This window comes from Aquitalea denitrificans, from assembly GCF_009856625.1.
In the GTDB taxonomy this organism is placed as follows: Bacteria; Pseudomonadota; Gammaproteobacteria; order Burkholderiales; family Chromobacteriaceae; genus Aquitalea; species Aquitalea denitrificans.
In genome coordinates this window covers 846308-865801 of the sequence record NZ_CP047241.1, presented here as the reverse complement: position 1 = coordinate 865801, position 19494 = coordinate 846308, and the positions used below count along the sequence as shown (strand labels likewise).

Genomic DNA, 19494 nt, shown 5'->3' with positions numbered 1-19494 from the left:
GGACGGCAACAGCAGCGGCCTAATCGGCGTTGTCGCGGCACTGCGAATATTTACGATAGGACTGTATGGTCTGGGCGATGCTGAACGGCGGGCTGTCCGGCAACACCAGTTGGCGGATCAGGTATTCACCACCAAACATCAGCCCGAGTGATACCGGCGTCAGCACTGCTGCATAAAAGGCCCACCAGGCCAGTGGTGCCAGCGCAAACAGGCCAAGCGAGAGCATGGCACTGACGGCAAAGTAAACCGTCCAGACCAGTGTCACTTTCCAGGTGTAGTGAAAGTAGGCGGCATCCAGCGGTGCAGCAATCGCAATGCGGGCAATGCGTGAACACAGCGCCCCCTCATGGGTGCGCAGCGTGCTGCCAAACATGAAGCCAAGACCGCTCATGATGCCTGCGTGCTGCAGCAGGTAAAACCAGGCAGCATGGGCTAGCAGGCGATCAAGATTGCCCGCAATGGCCAGCAGACCTGCCGCGCAGGCCAGCAGCGCCGGCCAGCGCAGACGGGAATTCCAGCTGGCAGTCAGCAGCCCCAGGGTAAGTGGCGCAGCCCCCACCACCACGGCATATACCGGCGGGTGATCGGAGGAGGAGGCCAGATAATCCATCACCACATACAGCAGTCCGGCCATTGCCAGCACAGCCAGGCGCAATGTGCGCCATAGCGGACTCATTTGCTGCGGTGCTCGCGAATATAGGCAGCCAGTTTACGCAGCGAGGCGAAAATGGTGGAGTTGTCTTCGTTATCCGCTTTCATTTGCACGCCATACTGTTTTGACATGACCAGGGCGATTTCCAGAATATCAATGGAATCGATTCCCAGTTCATCGCCATACAGCGGTGCTTCAGGCGCAATATCAGCGGGGGTGATATCAAGATTGAGCGCGGAGACAATCAGCGCGGCGATTTCGCTTTCCAGCGCCAGGTCCGGCCCGGTATCTGCAGAGTGTTGCTGTTCCATGATTTGCAATAATCGTTTCTGTTTTAAGGGAATTGCCGGCAATCGCCAATGTCACACAGTTTCGGTATCATCGCCGGTCGTAATGCGCTATCGCGCGACGCATATTGATTGAGGCTTTCATTTACACCTCAAGATGGTATGTATTGCCGACAGCTAAAAATGAAGCGCGAGTATAACAATATGCCTGCCTGCTTGTCACAAGGCAAAAACAGACTATTGCACACATGTCAAGGAGGTGATTTGAACGAGGGCATGACAAACAGCAATGGCACAGCCGGAATGCTGGAAACGGTACTTACCCGCTTCTGGTTCAAGATGTTCGGCACCATGGGTTTTACCCTGGTGTTTTTTGTTGCCTATGTCTATCTGCTGCGCCATCCGGCATCTGCCGTCAGCATTGTGCCGACCACCGCAGTCGACGGCTGGGTTGGTTTCCACCCCTGGGCGCTGCCTATCTATCTGTCACTGTGGGCCTATGTATCCCTGCCGCCGGTGCTGATGTTGTCGCATCGCGAGATCATCGCCTATGGCTTCAAGGTGGCACTGCCCTGCGTGGCCGGCTTGCTGGTTTTCTACTTCTGGCCCAATGCCATCGCTCCGCCGGACATAGACTGGCAGCAGTACCCCGGCGTGGCCTTCCTGAAAAACGTGGATACCGCCGGCAATGCCTTCCCCTCGCTGCATGTGGCTACTGCGGTGTTTTCCGGGCTGTGGCTGCACTGGCGGCTGCAGGCACTACGCTGGGCGCGCGCTCTGCAGTGGCTGAACCTGCTGTGGTGCGTGGCCATTGCCTACTCCACCATGGCGGTCAAACAGCATGTGGCGCTGGATGTGGCTGCCGGCACCTTGCTGGGCGTTGGCAGTGCCTGCCTGGTAGGCTTGCGCGCCCACGCCATGCAGCGGCACCGTGACCACCGCCAGCCCGGCAACTGACTACACGCATGATCAACCCTTTCCCGCAGCAAGCTTGCAGCATGTACCCAGATACCCGCTTACAGTTCTCCACGCTCAACCCGGCACTGGCCGCAGACCATGCCCCGGCAGACGCCGGGCACATTCTCGGCATGAGCCATATCGGCCAGCCCGCCAAAGCGCAGCCCTGGCCTACCCAGCCCGTGCTGATGCCCTTGCTGGGCAATAGCGCCAGCGCGCTGCAGGAATACTGGCATAGTACTGCGCCGATACAGCGTGGACAGTTTGGGGACATCCACTTCAGCAAGGCTGGAGAGGATGTGCTGTATGGCGTGATTACGCTGGAAGAAAGCAGCATCCAGCCCGCGGGCGGTGAGTCTGCACTGCAGCGGCTTGCCGAGCAGGCCTACCGTCAACTGTTTGGACTGCTGGCCGCGGAAAACTGCCCGCACCTGTGGCGGATATGGAATTACATTCCGCGCATCAATGCCGAGCAGGATGGCATGGAGCGCTACCGCCAGTTCAATATCGGTCGGCATCAGGCTTTTGCCGCCTGCGCACGCCCGGTGGACAGCAGCCCGGCCGCCTGCGCACTGGGTACAGCCAGCGGCCCGGTAAGCATTGCCTTTCTGGCCGCCTCCCGACCGGCCCTCCCGCTGGAGAACCCCCGTCAGGTCAGCGCCTTTGCCTACCCGCGCCAATACGGCCCGCGCAGCCCCACCTTCAGTCGTGCCGCACTGGCCAGCCAACAGGATGAAGACATCCTGTTCATTTCCGGCACCGCCAGCATTGTCGGGCATGAAACCTTGCATCCGGGGGATGTGACGGCGCAGACGCGGGAAACCTTTGCCAATATCGCCATCCTGCTGGACGAGGCCAAGCGTCAGCATGCTGCCGCTTTCACCCTGCAACAGCTGGACTACCGGGTGTACATCCGCCATGCCGCCGACTACCCGGCAGTGCGTGCCGCCTTCTTGCAATGCGTGGGCGATGACAGCCGTGCCGTCTATGTGCAGGCAGACATCTGCCGTGCCGACCTGCTGGTGGAAATTGAAGCCCAGGGCTTCAGACTGCACCGCTAGGCCGATAGCCTGCCCTATCCGCAGCCAGCACCAGCGCGCAAGCACGCCGTGCTGGTCAATCACTAAGCACTATCCGCCACAAGTGCACAGTTGCTTGCCACCTTCACGGTGGCCTCCCCCTACCGTTGCCAGCTATCCTGCCGCCAGTCCGCCCATCTCCAGCCGGGCAGGTGTGGGGCATGACAGATGGCATGCATCTTGCTAAAATTTCATACATTTTAAAAAATATTCATACGCACGGTGCATCCGTCCTGCGTCTGAAAGGCAGCCCCATGCATATCCCTGACGGTTATCTCAGCCCATCCACCTGCGCCCTGGCCTATGCCGTGGCACTCCCCTTCTGGCTCGTGGCCTACCAGCGCGCCAAACGCCTGCTGCACACCAGGCTGGTGCCGCTGTTTGCGGTGTTTTCCGCCTTCTGCTTCGTCATCATGATGTTCAACCTGCCCCTGCCCGGCGGCACCAGCGGCCACGCCGTAGGCATGGCAATTGTCAGCATCGTGCTGGGGCCATGGGCGTCCATCATTGCGGTTTCGCTTGCGCTGTTAATTCAGGCGCTGTTTTTCGGCGATGGCGGCATCAGCAGCTTCGGTGCCAACAGCCTGAACATGGCAGTGGTCGGCTCGCTGGTGGCCTGGGCCGTTTACCGCCTGCTGTCTGCCGGGGCCAGCCTGTCCTCACGCCGCCGTGTGCTGGCTGCCGGAGCTGCCGGTTATCTGGCCATCAATGCCGCCGCCTTGCTGACCGCCATCGAATTTGGTGTGCAGCCCATGCTGTTTCATGACGCCAGCGGCACGCCGCTGTATGCGCCCTATCCGTTGTCAGTAGCAGTTCCAGCCATGATGATCGGCCATCTCAGCTTTGCCGGCATGGCGGAAATGCTGCTGACGGCAGGCCTGGTGGCCTATCTGCAGCGCTCCCAGCCAGAACTGCTGGCTGGACAAGCCGGCATTGGCGAGCAGTCCGGCAGCCGTAGCCGCAGCGCACGCCAGCTGTGGTATGGGCTGGCCGGGCTGATGATCCTGTCGCCACTGGGTTTGCTGGCCGCCGGTACCGCCTGGGGCGAATGGGCGGCGGAAGACTTTGCCGATCCGTCCAGCCGTCAGCAAATCATCCAGGCTTCCGGCCTGCATGCACTGCCGCAAGCCGCACCGGAAGGCTTGGCCAGGCTGGCCGGGCTGTGGTCCGCGCCTTTCCCCGACTATGCGCCGGCCTTCATCCATAGCGCCGGTTTCGGCTATGTACTGTCGGCCCTGTTTGGGGCCGGGCTAATCCTGCTCAGCCTGTTGCTGCTGTCGCAACTGGCTGGCAAGCGCGGCCTGCCACAGTGAGCGAACAATCCTTTATTGCCGGCGGACACCGCCATCGCGGCAATATCGCCGAGCGCATGGTGCATGGCTTGCAGCAGGTGATGGAACATGCGCTGGATGCCGAGGCACAGAGCGCACGCCAGGGCCTGCTGCAGCAACTGGACCCGCGCATCAAGCTGCTGTCGCTGCTGGCCGTGCTGAGCGCCGCCTTGCTGGCCCGCCAGCCCGGCAGCCTGCTGTTATTGCTGGGGCTGGCCGTGCTGCTGGGACAGTGCTCGCAGATCAGCCTGCGCCAGCTCTACCGCCAGGCCTGGCTGAGCGTGCTGCTGTTCAGCGGCGTGCTGGCGGTACCGGCGCTGTTTCTGGTACCGGGAGAAACACTGTTCTCCCTGCCACTGCTGGGCTGGCCCGTCAGCCGGCAGGGCTTGTACAGCGCCGCCTTGCTGTTGGGCAGGGCGGAGGTTGCCGCCAGCTTTGCCCTGCTGCTGATGCTGAGCACACCGTGGACGCATGTGCTCAAGGCCATGCGCAGCCTGGGGGTGCCGGTACTGTTGGTGGCCCTGCTGGGCATGACCCATCGCTATGTGTTTGTGCTGCTGCAAACCGCCAGCCAGATGTTTGAGGCCAGACGCAGCCGCATGCTGGCCCCAGCCTCTGGCCGCATGGCACGCCAGTTGATCGCCAGCAGCAGCGGCGTACTGCTGGGCAAGGCCTTTCAGTTGAGCAGCGATGTGCATCTGGCCATGGTGTCGCGCGGTTATCGCGGTGATATCTACCTGTTGCACAGCTTTCACACCCGCAAACGCGACTGGTGCGCCCTGCTGCTGGCCGTCGCCCTGCCCTTTCTCATTGTCTGGACCCACGCATGAGCCACCCGGTATACAGCCTGCAACAGGTCAGCTTCCGTTATCAGCAACACACTGCCCTGCATGAACTGACGCTGGAGATTGCCGCCGGCAGCCGGATCGCCCTGCTCGGTGCCAACGGCTCGGGCAAATCCACCCTGCTGCGCCTGCTGGACGGCCTGTATTTTGCCCAGCAAGGCGAGGTGCGCGCCTTTGGCGAAGTGCTGAGCGAAGCGGCACTGGCGGATGATGCGCGCCATTACGCCTTCCGCCGCCGCGTGGGCCTGGTGTTCCAGAACCCGGACGTGCAGCTGTTCAATCCCACGGTATTTGACGAACTGGCCTTTGGCCCGCTGCAACTGGGCTGGCCGGAGCAGGACATCCGCACCGCCATTGCCGCCACCTTGCAGCAATTCGGCATCAGCCATCTGCAGCAGCGCGCACCGCACCGGCTGTCCGGTGGCGAGCGCAAGCGCGTGGCACTGGCCTCGGTATTGATCATGCAGCCCGAAGTGCTGCTGCTGGACGAGCCGACTGCCGCACTGGACCCGGCCAGCCAGAGCGAGGTACTGCGCTTTTTGCTGGAAAGCCGTGGCAATGGCCGCACCATCATTACCGCCACCCACGATCTGGACAGCGTGGCGGACATTGCCGACCACGTCATCGTGATGGCCGAAGGCCGCTTGCTGGCCCAGGGCAGCCCGCAGGCTATCCTGGCCGACCACGCCCTGCTGGCGCGCAGCCAGTTGCTGCACGCCCACCCGCACCGGCATGCCGATGGCCAGGTCCACAGTCACCCGCATGCCCACGGCCATCAGCACAGCCATGCCGGGCCGCGCGGTGGCTACCGCCAGTTGGGCCGGCGGCAGGGCTGAGCCCGGCTCAGGATGATTTCTTGCGGCGGTACAAGGGGCCGCGCGACGTGGCCGGGCTTACCGGAATCAGCTGCACCTGGCCGTGACGCACACCGGTTTCGGCAATCACCGAACGGGCAAAACGCTCCACCTCGGCACTATCACCGCGCAGGATCACCGTCTCGATACAGTCCGCGTGGCTGATATGGGCGTGCATGGTGGCCACCGCCAGATCGTGGTGGTCGTGCTGCAGCCCGGTCAGCCGCGATGACAGCTGGCGTTCGTGGTGGTCGAACACATAGCTGAGCACTGCCACACAGGGGCCGCCCGCTTCGCCGGCCAGATCATCCTCCCCCAGTTCGCGGCGCAACATGTCGCGCACCGCCTCGGAACGACTGCTGTAGCCGCGCCGGACCATCAACTCATCAAATGCCTGCGCCAGCTCGTCGCTGAGCGAAATGGTCAGTCTTTGCATGCTTGTCTCCGGAAACAGGGCAAGAGCATAGCAGAGGAAGTGCGGCGAGCAGGCATCCGGCTGGGGAAAAGACAGCGGGGACGATGCATGCAGCACTCGCCCCCGCCATAGCTTGCACCTTATGCGCACTAGCGCTGCGGATACCAGCCCACCAGCCCCGGTTGCAGATTGATGCTCACCTGTTTCACCTGCTGGTATTCCAGCAGGCCGTTGACACCCAGATCGCGGCCATAGCCGCTCATCTTGTAGCCGCCCCACGGCGCTTCGTTAAAGGTGGGGTTGTAGCAGTTGATCCAGGTCACCCCGGCGCGCACTTCCTTCACCACCCGCAATGCGCGAGCGCCATCGCAGGTGAACACCCCGCCAGCCAGGCCGTAAGGGGTGTCATTGGCCATGGCAATGGCCTCGGCCTCCGTGGTGAAGGTCTGGATGGCCACCACCGGGCCGAAGACTTCCTCACGCACGATGTCCATGTCGCGGGTGCAATTGTCGAAAATGGTGGGGCGCACGAAGTAACCATTGGCACAGTCGCCCTCGACATAGCGCTCGCCGCCACATACCAGTGTTGCGCCTTGCTGTTTGGCGCGCGCGATATGGCCCAGCACCTTTTCCAGCTGCGCGGCAGAAACAATCGCGCCCATGTCGGCATCCTTCATGCCCGGAGCAATGGTCATGGCATTGGCGCGTTCGGCCAGACGGGCAACAAAGCGGTCCTTGATGCTTTCTTCAATCAGGATGCGCGAACCGGCCGAGCATACTTCGCCCTGGTTGAAGAACACGCCTATCATCGCCCATTCCACTGCGCCTTCCAGATCGGCATCGGCAAAGATGATGTTGGGCGACTTGCCACCCAGTTCCAGCCCCACTTTTTTCAGGTTACCCACTGCCGCGGCGGCAATGGTCTGCCCGGTGCGAGTGCTGCCGGTGAAGGTGATCATGTCCACATCATGGCTGGCGGCCAGCTCCTGCCCGGCGGCCGGGCCGCTGCCCAGCACCAGGTTGGCGGTGCCCGGAGGCAGGCCGACGGCATCGAAAATTTCAAACAGGGCCACCGCTGACAGCGGGGTGACTTCGCTGGGCTTGAACACCACGCAGTTGCCCGCCGCCAGCGCCGGGGCCAGTTTCCAGGTGGCCATCAGCAAGGGGTAGTTCCACGGGGTGATCAGCGCGCACACGCCCACCGGCTCGTGCATGGAATAGGCATGCATAGCGCCAAAGCCGTCGCTGACTTCATACACCCCGCCCTGCGGCTTGGTAATCAGCCCGGCGTAATAGCGGAAACAGGCCACGGCATCGTCCACATCGCAGCGCGCTTCGCGCAGCGGCTTGCCATTGTCCAGCGTGTCCATCACCGCCAGTTCGTCGGCGCGGGCGGCAATGGCATCGGCAATACGCAGCAGCATGTCGGCACGCTTGGGCCCGGCCATGCGCCGCCAGCTGCCATCGTGGTCAAAAGCATGGCGCGCAGCGGCAATCGCCTGCTTGCTGTCCTCGGCCACGCTGTCGGTGACCAGGGCAATCACTTCGCCATTGGACGGGTTGATGACTTCGCGGGTAGCGCCGCTGACCGAGGCCTGCCAACGGCCATTGATGTAGTTGTTGCGCACTTCCATGTTTCTTCCTCCTGCCTTGCTATTGTTGTGCCGGGCGGTCTGTGCCACTCAGGCGATGTAGATCTTGCGCAGTGTTTGTGTCACCACCCAGGTGGTAGCAGTGCCGGCTGCCAGATGACCTACCGTACCGGGCTGTAGTTCCAGCGGTGGCCGGCCATCGGCAAACTGCACCGTGGCACTACCGGTCAGCACGATGAAAAATTCGTCCACTTCCACATCGGTGGTGACGCTGGGCGACATTTCCCACACGCCGATACTGCAACCATGCAACTGGCCCAGTTCGGCGGTACCAACCCGGGCCGGGCCGGAAATCACCTGATCAGCCGGTACATCGCGGTATTCCAGCGCAATCCGCGTGGCATCCACGCAGTGATTGGCCAGCAGGGCAAAAGGATTGGACATGCTTGCTTCCTTTGATTCTCAAACAGGGGGCGAACAGATTCAGGAGTCGAAACCCAGACCCAGCGCATCCATGGTGCGCAGCATCAGATTGCGCTTGCCGTGGTTGTGGTCGGCCTGGTTCAGCGACCAGCGCGTGGCCTGCACGGCAACATAGGTCAGCGGCTCTGGCGGAAACGGTGGCGGTATTTCGCGCACCATGCGCAAGCGGGTGCGTTCGGTATCCAGACCGTCCAGCTTGTCCAGCAGCACATTGGCGGCAAAGCGGGTAGCCCCTACGCCCAGGCCGGTAAAGCCGGCCGCATAGGCCACCTTGCCGCCACGCGCCAGGGCAAAAAAGGCGCAGAAACGGGTGGAGGTGTCGATGGCCCCGCCCCAGCGATGGCTGAAACGTAGCCCAGTCAGTTGCGGGAAGGTGGTAAAGAAATGACTGGCCAGCCGGGTGAAAGAAGCCGGGCGCTCGTCATAGCCATCGTCCACCTTGCCGCCAAAGTTGTAGACGGCATCGTAGCCGCCAAACAGGATGCGGTTGTCGCGGGTGATGCGGTAGTAATGAAACTGGTTGGCCATGTCGGCAATGCCCTGGCGGTGCTGCCAGCCGATGGACGCCAACTGTTGCGCGGTGAGCGGCTCGGTCATCAGCACATAGTCGTACACCGGGATGGTGTGCCAGCGGTAACGCTTGAGCAGCGAGGGAAAGGCATTGGTAGCCAGCACCACGCGGGCGGCATCCAGCTCGCCCTGCGCCGTCGCCAGCCGCACCCGGCTGCCGCGGCTGTGCAGCGCGGTGACGGCGGATTGTTCGTGAATCTGCACACCCAGCTCAACCGCCACCCGCGCCAGCTCCAGCACCAGCTTGCCGGGGTGGATCATCGCCGTGCTGTCTTTTTCCCAGATGCCGGACAGGAAGGTGGGCGAATTGAGCTCGGCGCGGATCTGCGCCGCATCCATATAGCCTTCACCACGCAATTGTTCGTCCTGGTAGGGCTCCACCGCCACCACCAGCACGCCGGTGCGTTCGAAGTCGCAGTCGATGCCGTAACGCCGGATGGTGGCTTCGATTTCGTCCAGATTCTGCAGGCCCTGCGCGTCCAGCTCGGCCATTTCCTCCGGCCAGCGCTGCTGGCCGTTTTCCTCGCCATGGGTGATGCTGGCCTCACAAAAGCCGCCGTTGCGGCCGGATGCGGCCCAGCCCACCTGACGGCCTTCCAGCAGGGTGACAGAGCGCGACGGGTTGCGCTCCTTGGCCAGAATGGCGCTCCACAGGCCGAGAAAACCACCCCCGACAATGGCCAGATCAGCACTGACCTTGCCTTGCAGCGGGGGGAAACTGCGGCGCAGGTGCGCCACATCATCCCCCCAGAACGGGCGGTTGACGCTGCCGGCCAGCGCGGCGTCGATCAGCTCTTGTTGCGGTGCCTCACGTTCAAACACGATTTGCGGCATAAAACAGTCATTCCTTGGGCATGGGACAGTTCACGGGGACAACACACTGCGCCACACAAGCAGGCTGGCAGGCGGTGTATCGATCATGCGATGTCGGCAGATGGCACGCAAGCAGCGTACCGGTGCGCAGCCAACATCATGGCGGATAGCCCGGTAACACTGCGCAGCCCCACACCATGCAACAGCTGTCCGGCAGCGAAACCCGCCAGGGCAGCTTGTTGCTTGGCATAGCTTGAACCAGGTGATATGTTGAGGTAAATCACGAATTTCTTACCTTCAGTTTCATAAATACTCAACTGATGAGCAAAAAAAAATCCCTCTCCCAGGTCAGCGATTTTGATATCCGCCTGCTGCGCCTGTTCAAGACCGTGGTGGAGTGCGGCAGCTTTTCCGCTGCGGAAAGCGTGCTGGGCATCAGCCGCTCCGCCATCAGCCTGCACATGGGCGATCTGGAAAAACGGCTGGGCATCTGCCTGTGCCAGCGCGGTCGGGCCGGCTTTGCCCTCACCGACGAAGGCCGGGCGGTGCTGCACGCCAGCCAGACCATGCTGTCGGCCATCGAGGAATTCCGCACCGAGGTGAACCAGCTGCACCACCAGCTGCGCGGCGAGCTGAACATCGGCATCATCAACAACCTGGTCACCCAGTCGCACATGCACCTGACCCATGCGCTCAAGTCCTTGAGTGCGCGCGGGCCGGGGGTGCGCATCAATATCTCCATGACCACCCCCAGCGAAATCGAACTGGGCGTGCAGGACGGCCACCTGCACGTGGGCGTGGTGCCGCTGATCAACCCGCTGTCCGGGCTGGACTACCTGCCACTGTACGAAGAGCATTCGCTGCTGTATTGCAGCCGCGAACACCCCTTCTTTGGCCGTGCCGATGCCGACATCAGCGAAGCCGAGCTACGCAGCGCCGAAGCCATTGCCCCCAACTACCGGCTGACGGTGGAGGCCATGGCGCAACACCACGCACTCAACTGCACCGCCACTGCATCGGATCGGGAAGGCATTGCCTTTTTGATTCTCACCGGCAGCTATATCGGTTTTCTGCCAGACCACTTTGCCGCCGGCTGGGTGGCGCAGGGCGTGCTGCGGCCCTTGCATCCACAGCAATTCTGTTACGACATTCCGCTGAATGTGGCCATGCGCAAGGGGCGACGGCCCAATCTGGTGCTGGAATACTTTCTGCAAGCGCTGGAGCAAAGCCGCAACGGCTGAATACTCTTCACCGCATGCAAAAAGCCCGCGATTGCGGGCTTTTTCATGCACTCCGGGCCATGCCGGAAGGGTTCTGCGGTCTTACTTGCCGGCTTCGCCGACAAAGATTTCCACGCGACGATTGGCGGCACGGCCAGCCACGCTGCTGTTGTCAGCAACGGGTTGACGCGAACCCATGCCGTCGATGCTGATGCGGTTGGCGGCTACGCCATGGCTGACCAGATAGTCGCGGGTGGCGCTGGCGCGGTTGACCGACAGCGGATTGTTGATGGCGTCGCTGCCGGTGTTGTCGGTGTGGCCGACAATGCGCACGGTGGTCACCGGGTTCTGCTGCAGGGTGGTGGCAAAGCGGTCCAGCACCGGGCGCAGATTCGGCTTGATGTCATAGCGGCCGGAGTCAAACGATACATCGCTGGGGATATTCAGCTTGAGCTGATTGTCGGCGGTCTGGCTTACGCTGACACCAGTACCCTGCGAAGCTTTTTCCATGGCCTCTTTCTGCTTTTGCATATGCTGCGACCACAGATAACCGCCACCCGCGCCCAGCGCGGCACCTACGGCAGCACCGGTTACCGCGCTACGGCCAGTATGACCACCGGAAGTCAGTGCGCCCAGCAGGGCACCTACACCCGCGCCCACAGCGGCACCGGTACCGGTGGTTTGCTGGGTTTCGCTCATGTTGGCGCAACCGCTCAGGCTGGCAGAGGCGATGGCAACAGCCACCAGGGTAGTCATCAGGTTTTTCATCGTGATCTCCTCGTTGCGGTGTGTGCATCTCACACCGTCAGGGTTGGGTCCGGGCCGCCAGTATCCAGTAGGCAACAGCTGCATGGCAGGGTGCCATCTGGCATATTCCATGCATCTGCCTCAGGCAGCCCGGGCGCTGACAAGTTCACTGACGGTCGGCGATTGGCTGCGACACGTCGGTTTGATTTAATTCATATTATAGAACTGCTGACAAACCTGACGTGTAAGCAAACGTGTGCCTTGTGTAAGCAAAGGTACAGCCCGGCCAGGCCAATATCCGGGAAGCCGGACGGCCCAGGATAAAAAAAACCCCCTTGCGGGGGTGGAAGTAATGCTCTGGGTCGAACAGGGCAAAGGAAGGGATTTGATCGGTAAAACGCGTCTGATCAGGACTGTGTGGCCACCTTGGCTTCACGCGAACCCATCCACGGTGTGCCATACATGCGCGAGCGCACCCAGCCCACCACCAGCAGGGCCAGCGACAACAGGCCGGTACTGATGACTTCAACCTGGTGTTCCGGACGGATGGCCATCAGCACCACCACGGCACAGATAAAGACAATCACGATCCAGGTCAGGGTCGGGAACATCCACATGCGGAAGGCCGGGGTTTCGCCATTGGCTTCCATACGCTGACGCATGCGCAGCTGGGAAATGGCAATCACCAGATACACCAGCAGCGCGATGGTGCCGGAGGTAGCCAGCAGGATGTCGAACACTTCCTTGGGCATCAGGTAGTTGGCAATCACGGTCATGAAACCCACCACCATGGAACCCAGCACCGCCTTTTGCGGGGTGCCGTTGGGGGCGATATCGCCAAACACCTTGATGGCATCGCCACGGCTGGACAGCGAGTACAGCATGCGCGAGGCGGTATACAGTGCCGAGTTCAGGCAGCTGGCCACCGACACCAGCACCACCACGTCAACAATGGCCTTGGCATTGGGGATACCAATCAGCTGCAGGGTGCGCTGGTAGGAACCCAGGGCGGCCAGTTGCGGGTCGTTCCAGGCTACCAGTGCGGTTACCACAAAGATGGAACCCAGGTAGAACAGGCTGATCCGCCATACCACCGAGTTGGTAGCCTTGGTGATTTGCTGCTGCGGATTATCCGATTCAGCAGCGGCAATGGTGACGATTTCAGTCCCCAGGAAGGTAAACATGGTGGTAAGCATGGCACCCAGCACCGCGCCAAAGCCCTTGGGCATGAAGCCGCCCTGGTCGAACAGGCGAGCCGTGCCACTCACCTGGCTGCCCGGAATCAGGCCGAACATGGCGGCACCGGCCACGCCCAGGAAGGCTACGATGGCAATCACCTTGACCAGCGCAAACCAGAACTCGAACTCGCCGTAGTTCTTCACGCTGAACAGGTTGGTGATGGTGAGCAGAACGGTGATGCCCAGCGCAAACGCCCACATCGGCACACTGGCAAACCAGGCATGCAGGATGGTGGCGGCGGCATTGGCCTCCAGCGGAATCACCAGCACCCAGAACCACCAGTACAGCCAGCCGATGATGTAACCGGCCCAGTGCCCGATGGCACGGTCGGCATAGGTGGAAAACGAGCCGGTATCCGGTGCGGCAACCGCCATTTCACCCAGCATGCGCATGACCAGAACCACCAGCAGGCCCGCCATGCCATAGGCCAGCAACACGGCGGGGCCGGCTTCGGCAATGGCGTGGCCGGAGCCAACAAACAGGCCAGCGCCAATCACACCGGCAATGGACAGCATGGTGACGTGACGTTGCTTGAGCCCGTGGCTCAAGCTTTGTGATGAAGCACTCATGAAAGATTCTCCCAAAACCGGCAGCCTGCGTGGGCAAGGTCCGCCAGTCATGATGTTTTATTGTTTTATGTTTTTTGGAAATGACCCACATTACTTCTTGGACACGGGCGACACCGTGCCACTGCCCGCAGGCAGTGGCGGCACACGCCCGTGCTTACAGCTAGCCGGGGCGGACAGGCTTACCGGGACGGCTCAGCCGGTCCTGCCTGACGGCATCAGGCCTTCAGCGCGGCTTCCAGCTTGGCCAGCGCTTCGGCGAAGATTTCGTCTTCGATGGTGAGGGGGAACAGGAAACGCAGCACGTTGCCGTACACCCCGCAGGTAAGCAGGATCAGGCCGGATTCCAGCGCCTTGCTCTGTACCTTCTTGGTGAATTCGGCATCCGGCTGCTGTGTGCCCGGCTGGTTGAACTCCACCGCCACCATGGCACCCAGGCCGCGTACGTCGGCAATCTGCGGAATGTCGCGTTTCAGGCTGTGCAGCTTTTCCTTCAGCAAATCGCCCAGCTTGTTGGAACGCTCCAGCAGGTTTTCTTCGCGGATGACATCAATCACCGCACCCGCTGCAGCCAGGCCCAGCGGGCTGCCGGCGTAGGTGCCGCCCAGCGCGCCGGGAGCCGATACATCCATCAGCTCGGCCTTGCCCACCAGCGCGGACAGCGGGAAGCCACCGGCCAGCGACTTGGCCATGGTGGTGAGGTCAGGGGCAACCGGGTAGTGCTCCATGGCAAACAGCTTGCCGGTACGGGCAAAGCCGGCCTGCACTTCGTCGGCAATCAGCACGATGCCGTGGGCATCACACAGCTGGCGCAGTGCCACCACCCACTCTGTCGGTGCGATATTGAAACCACCCTCGCCCTGAACCGGCTCGAAGATGATGGCGGCTACGCGCTTGGCTTCGATATCGAACTTGAACAGTTTTTCGATGCTGGCCAGCGAATCCTCAACCGACACACCGTGCAGGGCATTCGGATAAGCGGCGTGGTAAATCTCGCCCACAAACGGGCCAAAACCGATCTTGTACGGGGCCACCTTGCCGGTCAGCGCCATGCCCAGCATGGTGCGGCCGTGGAAGGCACCACCAAAGGCGATCACACCCGGACGGCCAGTCGCAGCGCGGGCCACCTTGATGGCGTTCTCCACGGCTTCCGCGCCGGTGCTGAAGAAGGCGGTTTTCTTGGCGAAATTGCCCGGTGTCAGCTGGTTCAGTTTTTCTGCCACGCTGACATAGGATTCGTAGGGAATGATGGAATACGAGGTATGGCTGAAGCGATTGAGTTGCTCGGCCACGGCGGCCTGCACCTTGGCATGCAGATGGCCGGTGTTCAGTACGCCAATGCCGCCGGCGAAGTCGATGTAGCGATTACCTTCCACATCCCATACTTCGGCGTTTTTGGCCTTGTCGGCAAAGAAAGTACACATGACGCCCACGCCACGCGGGGTTGCATCCGCCTTGCGCTGCATCAGGTCCTTGTTGCTCATGCTGTTTCTCCTGTCATTAACAAAACGAGTGGCAATTTTTTAAACAGTCGATACCTGGCTACAGTATCCAAAGCTGTCAAATCCTTGTATCAACTGGATTTTCCATTGCATCTCGGCACACCAATTCTAATCACGCGTTTAACAAAACGCCACAATGAATATTATTTTAAACACGATTAAACGGCAGACAGCCATGCCCGACGACAGGGCAAGCCATTGAAAAAAAACGCTTTATCAGGAAAGTTGAACACAGAAGAAAAACAGGGGAAATTCAGCAAAAACACATCAAAAATCTGCCAGATGCCACAAAGAATTAAGCACCACGGCAAACTGTCTTTGCGTGAAGAAAAATGACATCAACAAGCCCATGCAACAGCGAAGGCAGGCATGGCGGACAGCGGCAGACAGCCGCCGTCCGGACTCGGGCAGGGGAATGATCGCCGCAGGCAATCAGCAACAGACAACAGGCCGACCAATACAGGCGTACTGGACTACCAGCAGTTGCCCGTGCTTACCGCCGCGCCGGCAGAGGTGACATTGCTCTTGTTGCCAAGATGGTCGAGCTGGTAGATGGCGCAGGCATCGCTGGCCTGCACGCTGCCGGTCACTGGCGTAGCCTGCAACGTATAGCCGGGTACGGTGCCGCTGCTGACCGATGCCACGGTCACCGTGTAGTAGTTCTGACTACTGCCGGGTACCGAAATGCTATTGCTTGTATAGCCAAGTGTCGTGGGTTGGGAGGCATAGGCATTGTTCAGCGCGTAGTAGGACTCCTCGCGCGAGGCCAGCTCCAGCAGCGCCGTCTTGGCTGCCGGTCGATTCCCCTTCTGCACATAACTGGTGTAGGCCGGAATGGCGATGGACACCAGAATCCCCAGAATGGCCATGGTGATCACCAGCTCAATCAGGGTAAAGCCGTTTACCCACGTGTTGCTGCGTTTCATCTTCATCTCAATTCAATCCATGTCAGCCTGCTGCCACTGGTGGACACCCCCTGGGTGTTAACGGCAATCACGTTGCCGGTGGCATAACCGGATGAGGTTTGATACACCAGATAGGTTGCGCCGCTATAGGTCACCACCTGGAAAGAGCCGGTGGCACTGAGCTGTACCGCATTCACCACCAGGCCGTTCACGCCGCTGAAAGAACCACTGCTGTTGGCAAAATAGGAGGTAGTGAAATTGCCGCCGCTCGCCGGGCTCAGCGCGTAGCTCCAGCCGGTATCCACACTGTTTGTGCAGGAGGTGATGTTGCTGGTTGCCGGAATGGTGCTGCTGAAGGTAATGGCACCATTCAGGTATTGCGGGTTGTAGATCAGCTGCTCGTTCTGGCTGCTGCTGTAGGGGAAATAAAACTTCCAGCCATATTGGGTATTGCTGCTGCAAGACGAGCTATCCACCCAGCACACGGTATTGCTGGATGTGGAGCCATAGGTTGCCACCGTAGTGCTGCTGGAGGTGGTGGTGGAGCTGAGGGTTTGCGTTACCAGCTGCGAGGCACTCAAGGTGCCCGGGCTGTTGGAGGTGGTGGCAAACTGGGTGGAGGACAGTGCATTCCAGGCACTGACATTCCAGTCCCATACGCCATAGAAATACTGGTCACCAGAAGCATAGGTACTGGAGCTGCTGACCGTGGCCGATACCTTGCTGCCGGTACCGAAATACACCATCACCCGTGGCAGGGTGGAGCTGGCCTTCAGCGTGGCCACCACCGGCTTGGTGGTAATCGGCTGCAGCGTACCACTACTGTTGAGCCCGGTGGAGAACAAGGGCTGCTTGGTGCCGGAATAACTGGACACCACCCACTTGCTGGGGTCGCTACTGGTCAGGTCAAAACGCCACATATTGCCGAACAGATCACCGGCGTAGACATAGTCGGCAATATTGTCGCTATCCAGATCCACCGGCGTGACATAGTAGATGCCGTTATTGGATTTATTACCGGTGGGGTCCTTGCTGGGGCCATAGCCAGTGGAATACTCGTAGAAAGTCTCGGTCCCGGTGCTGGGGTCTATCATCATCACGAAAATGGACGCTACCCCGGTAGCACTGTTGTAGCCGTTACCGAATACTGCACCCCATTTGCCATTGTGGAAGCGGGTGATCACCGGCGTGCCCACGGTGTACCCCAAGTCGGATGCACATGAACCGGAACTGTAAGTACATGTCAGGGTGGAACTGTTCCACTCCCCTTTCACCAGGCTGGCGGCGTTGGATTCGGAGAAATTGGCCGGCGTGGTGACATCCAGCGCATAAATGCCCTTGCCCCCCGTACCCATGCCCCCTACCAGCCAGGTATGCCAGCTGTTGTTGTAGAACACGTCGCCACTGGTCGGGGTGGCGTCCACAAAGTAGGCATGCGAATAAATGATATTGCTGTAGCTGGTGAGATAGGAGGTCACCACCGTTCCAGGTACGTAGGCCAGCAACTCCTTGCCGTCATTGGTGCTGCTGCTGTCATACACGCCGGAGCTGTTGTAGGCCCCGCTGCGAAAGCCATGCAGCATGCCGTCGTTGGCACCGACAAACACCAGATTGGTACGGGTCAGGTTGTTGGCGGCAAAGGTGGGGTAAGTTACCGCGCTGGAACCGTTCTCCGGCAGTGAAGCACTGCTGATGATCTTGTCCGACCAGCTGGCGGTATAGCTCTTCAGCGGTGGCCCCACCCAGGTGGGACTGGAGTTGATCACATCACCCATCACGCTGGTTCGGCTGCGATACGTGCTGCCTTCACTGGTGCGGTCCCCGTGCAAATAGGAAACCAGCGCAGTCGATGAGCCCAGTGCGGTCTGCTGCGTGCTGCTCAGATTGCCCAGTTGAAACGCCACTCCGGCCAGCGAGCTGTCATTCCAGCTCAGGATGCTGCGACTGCTGGAGCCCTGTGCGCTGGCAATGGTGGTACCGGTGGTAGAGCACGATCCACCAGTCAAGCCACAGCCACTATCCCAGCTTGCGGTACTGGCTACCGATACTGTGCCGGAGGAGTCCGCCGTAATGGCATTGGAAGTGACCCCGCCATACCAGTTGCTGGCGTTGTAATAGGCCAGATAAGCCTGGCTGCCGGTTTGTACTTCGGATGACTGCTGATTCAGGCCGGCACCACTACTGGACGTCGTCAGCGGAGCTGCCTGGAAGCAGGTAATTTCGTGGTAGTTGGTGGAGCCGCCGGTAGAGGCAGCAAAACCAAAAGTCAGGTAGGACGGCAGCGTACCGCCGATGGAGGTGATATCGATGCCATTGGCAATGGTGGTCCAGGTACCACCGTTATAGCTGTAACGCAGGGTAAGCAGATTGCCGGTGGTGATTTGCAGCTGGTAGCTATGTGGCTTGGCACTGGCGCGCGTGGTGGCCGATTCATACAGCGGTGTGCTGCTGGACACCTTGTACGCTCCGTTGGTGGTGCCACTCAGGCTGTAAAACGGGTAATCATCAATAGACGTGGTTGTGGTGGTTGTTTTGGCGTTATGCCCACTTCCGGTAGTCGTCGTGGTACTTATCGCACCACTGTTACACATGCTGATAATGGAAGATGAGTTGTAACTCGAGTAGCTATCGTTACTGATATCTCCCTTACCCCGGATGGCAATCGCACCAGCGGTCTGCCCAGTGCTACTACCCGATGCCGTGTTATCGCTTTTATTGGAAAAATTGCCGAATTCATCCATGCCAATGGCCAGATAGCCATTGTGAATCCCGGTTGAGCCATAGCCGGTCATGGTTTTGTTGGTGGCATTGCCGCTTTGGTTGGAGCAGGAATAGCCCAACGAGCCACCATTTGCCCCCAGCGAGGAAGGTGCGGTGATTTTTTGCGCGGAGGACAGCAGGAAAAAACTCAAGCCATCAGCCCCGCTGCCGCCATAGCTGTAGCTGGTCCAGGTGGCATTGATGCCGGTATTGGCCGGAAAGGCATAGCCATTGCTGTCGCCGGCATAGATGATGCCGCCAGTCTGATAATTCTTGTTATTGGTCAGCCGCAAGGCCCCTTTGCCGGAGGCATCCGGAATGGTACCGGTCGTCCCGCCAGAACCAGAGCCGCAAGCCGGAATGATGCCGGCACTGGTGGAGCTTGCCGCACCGGAACTGCCCGCCGTGGTGGAACCTGCTGTCAGGCAGGCACCGGGGCTGCTGGTATTGGTCGTGGTCTGGCTGGCAGTCAATGAACCATAGGCATACCAGTTGACCGAATTGGTGGTGCCGGTAAAGTTGTCCACCACCGTCAGGGTGGAGGCAGCAACCACCCCGCTGCATAGCAGTCCGCTCCAGCCCAGCAGTTGCGGGAGCCCACATACCATATGCTTAGGATTTGCTGTCTTCATCACACTCATCCGCTGATTCACGCCCGGCCAGCAGGCGGCAGGCTG

At 60.5% G+C, this 19494-nt stretch carries 17 protein-coding genes; 6 read left to right on the top strand and 11 right to left on the bottom strand.

Annotation, left to right across the window (positions count from 1 at the left end; all coding sequences use genetic code 11):
* Positions 1 to 19: 19 nt before the first annotated feature.
* A complete protein-coding gene (locus tag GSR16_RS03975) occupies positions 20 to 676 on the bottom strand; it encodes a COG4648 family protein (protein ID WP_159875247.1) in 657 nt (218 codons plus the stop codon).
* Positions 673 to 963 carry a phosphopantetheine-binding protein gene (locus GSR16_RS03970; RefSeq protein WP_159875246.1) on the bottom strand — a complete coding sequence of 97 codons (291 nt, stop codon included), beginning with the start codon at positions 961 to 963 and terminating at the stop codon, positions 673 to 675. Before GSR16_RS03970 ends, GSR16_RS03975 begins: the two co-directional genes overlap by 4 nt.
* A gap of 252 nt (positions 964 to 1215) precedes the next feature.
* Between GSR16_RS03970 and GSR16_RS03965 the strand changes: the two genes are divergently transcribed.
* From GSR16_RS03965 to GSR16_RS03945, 5 genes are all read left to right on the top strand, one after another.
* The gene (locus GSR16_RS03965; protein WP_240902595.1) at positions 1216 to 1896 is read left to right on the top strand and encodes a phosphatase PAP2 family protein; all 681 of its coding nucleotides are present in this window, start codon (positions 1216 to 1218) and stop codon (positions 1894 to 1896) included.
* Between the two features lie 41 nt (positions 1897 to 1937).
* Positions 1938 to 2957 (top strand): chorismate transformation FkbO/Hyg5 family protein, encoded by a 1020-nt coding sequence (locus tag GSR16_RS03960; RefSeq protein WP_240902594.1) that lies wholly within the window; start codon positions 1938 to 1940, stop codon positions 2955 to 2957.
* 272 nt (positions 2958 to 3229) lie between these two features.
* Complete coding sequence (cbiM, locus tag GSR16_RS03955; RefSeq protein ID WP_159875244.1) at positions 3230 to 4288, top strand: cobalt transporter CbiM; 1059 nt, start codon at positions 3230 to 3232, stop codon at positions 4286 to 4288.
* Positions 4285 to 5136, top strand: a complete 852-nt coding sequence (cbiQ, locus tag GSR16_RS03950) for a cobalt ECF transporter T component CbiQ (protein ID WP_089085702.1) — start codon at positions 4285 to 4287, stop codon at positions 5134 to 5136. Before cbiM ends, cbiQ begins: the two co-directional genes overlap by 4 nt.
* Positions 5133 to 5987 carry an energy-coupling factor ABC transporter ATP-binding protein gene (locus tag GSR16_RS03945; protein ID WP_159875243.1) on the top strand — a complete coding sequence of 285 codons (855 nt, stop codon included), beginning with the start codon at positions 5133 to 5135 and terminating at the stop codon, positions 5985 to 5987. Before cbiQ ends, GSR16_RS03945 begins: the two co-directional genes overlap by 4 nt.
* A gap of 7 nt (positions 5988 to 5994) precedes the next feature.
* On the opposite strand, the gene nikR is transcribed toward GSR16_RS03945, so the two are convergent.
* From nikR to GSR16_RS03925, 4 genes are all read right to left on the bottom strand, one after another.
* Positions 5995 to 6441: a nickel-responsive transcriptional regulator NikR gene (nikR, locus tag GSR16_RS03940; protein ID WP_159875242.1), complete on the bottom strand. Its 447-nt coding sequence runs from the start codon at positions 6439 to 6441 to the stop codon at positions 5995 to 5997.
* Between the two features lie 128 nt (positions 6442 to 6569).
* A complete protein-coding gene (locus GSR16_RS03935) occupies positions 6570 to 8054 on the bottom strand; it encodes an aldehyde dehydrogenase family protein (RefSeq protein WP_159875241.1) in 1485 nt (494 codons plus the stop codon).
* A 48-nt stretch (positions 8055 to 8102) separates the two neighbouring features.
* Positions 8103 to 8456 carry a cupin domain-containing protein gene (locus GSR16_RS03930; RefSeq protein ID WP_159875240.1) on the bottom strand — a complete coding sequence of 118 codons (354 nt, stop codon included), beginning with the start codon at positions 8454 to 8456 and terminating at the stop codon, positions 8103 to 8105.
* Between the two features lie 39 nt (positions 8457 to 8495).
* Positions 8496 to 9899, bottom strand: a complete 1404-nt coding sequence (locus GSR16_RS03925; RefSeq protein ID WP_159875239.1) for an NAD(P)/FAD-dependent oxidoreductase — start codon at positions 9897 to 9899, stop codon at positions 8496 to 8498.
* Positions 9900 to 10198: 299 nt separating this feature from the next.
* Between GSR16_RS03925 and GSR16_RS03920 the strand changes: the two genes are divergently transcribed.
* Complete coding sequence (locus GSR16_RS03920) at positions 10199 to 11119, top strand: LysR family transcriptional regulator (RefSeq protein ID WP_159875238.1); 921 nt, start codon at positions 10199 to 10201, stop codon at positions 11117 to 11119.
* A gap of 81 nt (positions 11120 to 11200) precedes the next feature.
* Here the strand turns inward: GSR16_RS03920 and GSR16_RS03915 are convergent, their stop codons facing one another.
* From GSR16_RS03915 to GSR16_RS03895, 5 genes are all read right to left on the bottom strand, one after another.
* The gene (locus GSR16_RS03915) at positions 11201 to 11866 is read right to left on the bottom strand and encodes a YiaD family glycine zipper/OmpA-like lipoprotein (protein ID WP_159875237.1); all 666 of its coding nucleotides are present in this window, start codon (positions 11864 to 11866) and stop codon (positions 11201 to 11203) included.
* Positions 11867 to 12252: 386 nt separating this feature from the next.
* Complete coding sequence (gene gabP, locus GSR16_RS03910) at positions 12253 to 13653, bottom strand: GABA permease (RefSeq protein WP_159875236.1); 1401 nt, start codon at positions 13651 to 13653, stop codon at positions 12253 to 12255.
* Between the two features lie 215 nt (positions 13654 to 13868).
* Positions 13869 to 15134 (bottom strand): 4-aminobutyrate--2-oxoglutarate transaminase, encoded by a 1266-nt coding sequence (gene gabT / locus GSR16_RS03905; protein ID WP_159875235.1) that lies wholly within the window; start codon positions 15132 to 15134, stop codon positions 13869 to 13871.
* A gap of 491 nt (positions 15135 to 15625) precedes the next feature.
* Positions 15626 to 16078: a type IV pilin protein gene (locus tag GSR16_RS03900; RefSeq protein WP_159875234.1), complete on the bottom strand. Its 453-nt coding sequence runs from the start codon at positions 16076 to 16078 to the stop codon at positions 15626 to 15628.
* Between the two features lie 2 nt (positions 16079 to 16080).
* Entirely contained in the window at positions 16081 to 19425 is a 3345-nt protein-coding gene (locus tag GSR16_RS03895) for a pilus assembly protein (protein ID WP_159875233.1), read from the bottom strand.
* Between the last annotated feature and the right edge of the window lie 69 nt (positions 19426 to 19494).

Coding starts and splice junctions, on each gene's coding strand:
- GSR16_RS03975 (WP_159875247.1), bottom strand. CDS start 676: ATGAGTCCGCTATGGCGCACATTGCGCCTGGCTGTGCTGGCAATGGCC.
- GSR16_RS03970 (WP_159875246.1), bottom strand. CDS start 963: ATGGAACAGCAACACTCTGCAGATACCGGGCCGGACCTGGCGCTGGAA.
- GSR16_RS03965 (WP_240902595.1), top strand. CDS start 1,216: ATGACAAACAGCAATGGCACAGCCGGAATGCTGGAAACGGTACTTACC.
- GSR16_RS03960 (WP_240902594.1), top strand. CDS start 1,938: ATGTACCCAGATACCCGCTTACAGTTCTCCACGCTCAACCCGGCACTG.
- cbiM (WP_159875244.1), top strand. CDS start 3,230: ATGCATATCCCTGACGGTTATCTCAGCCCATCCACCTGCGCCCTGGCC.
- GSR16_RS03945 (WP_159875243.1), top strand. CDS start 5,133: ATGAGCCACCCGGTATACAGCCTGCAACAGGTCAGCTTCCGTTATCAG.
- nikR (WP_159875242.1), bottom strand. CDS start 6,441: ATGCAAAGACTGACCATTTCGCTCAGCGACGAGCTGGCGCAGGCATTT.
- GSR16_RS03935 (WP_159875241.1), bottom strand. CDS start 8,054: ATGGAAGTGCGCAACAACTACATCAATGGCCGTTGGCAGGCCTCGGTC.
- GSR16_RS03930 (WP_159875240.1), bottom strand. CDS start 8,456: ATGTCCAATCCTTTTGCCCTGCTGGCCAATCACTGCGTGGATGCCACG.
- GSR16_RS03925 (WP_159875239.1), bottom strand. CDS start 9,899: ATGCCGCAAATCGTGTTTGAACGTGAGGCACCGCAACAAGAGCTGATC.
- GSR16_RS03920 (WP_159875238.1), top strand. CDS start 10,199: ATGAGCAAAAAAAAATCCCTCTCCCAGGTCAGCGATTTTGATATCCGC.
- GSR16_RS03915 (WP_159875237.1), bottom strand. CDS start 11,866: ATGAAAAACCTGATGACTACCCTGGTGGCTGTTGCCATCGCCTCTGCC.
- gabP (WP_159875236.1), bottom strand. CDS start 13,653: ATGAGTGCTTCATCACAAAGCTTGAGCCACGGGCTCAAGCAACGTCAC.
- gabT (WP_159875235.1), bottom strand. CDS start 15,134: ATGAGCAACAAGGACCTGATGCAGCGCAAGGCGGATGCAACCCCGCGT.
- GSR16_RS03900 (WP_159875234.1), bottom strand. CDS start 16,078: ATGAAACGCAGCAACACGTGGGTAAACGGCTTTACCCTGATTGAGCTG.
- GSR16_RS03895 (WP_159875233.1), bottom strand. CDS start 19,425: ATGGTATGTGGGCTCCCGCAACTGCTGGGCTGGAGCGGACTGCTATGC.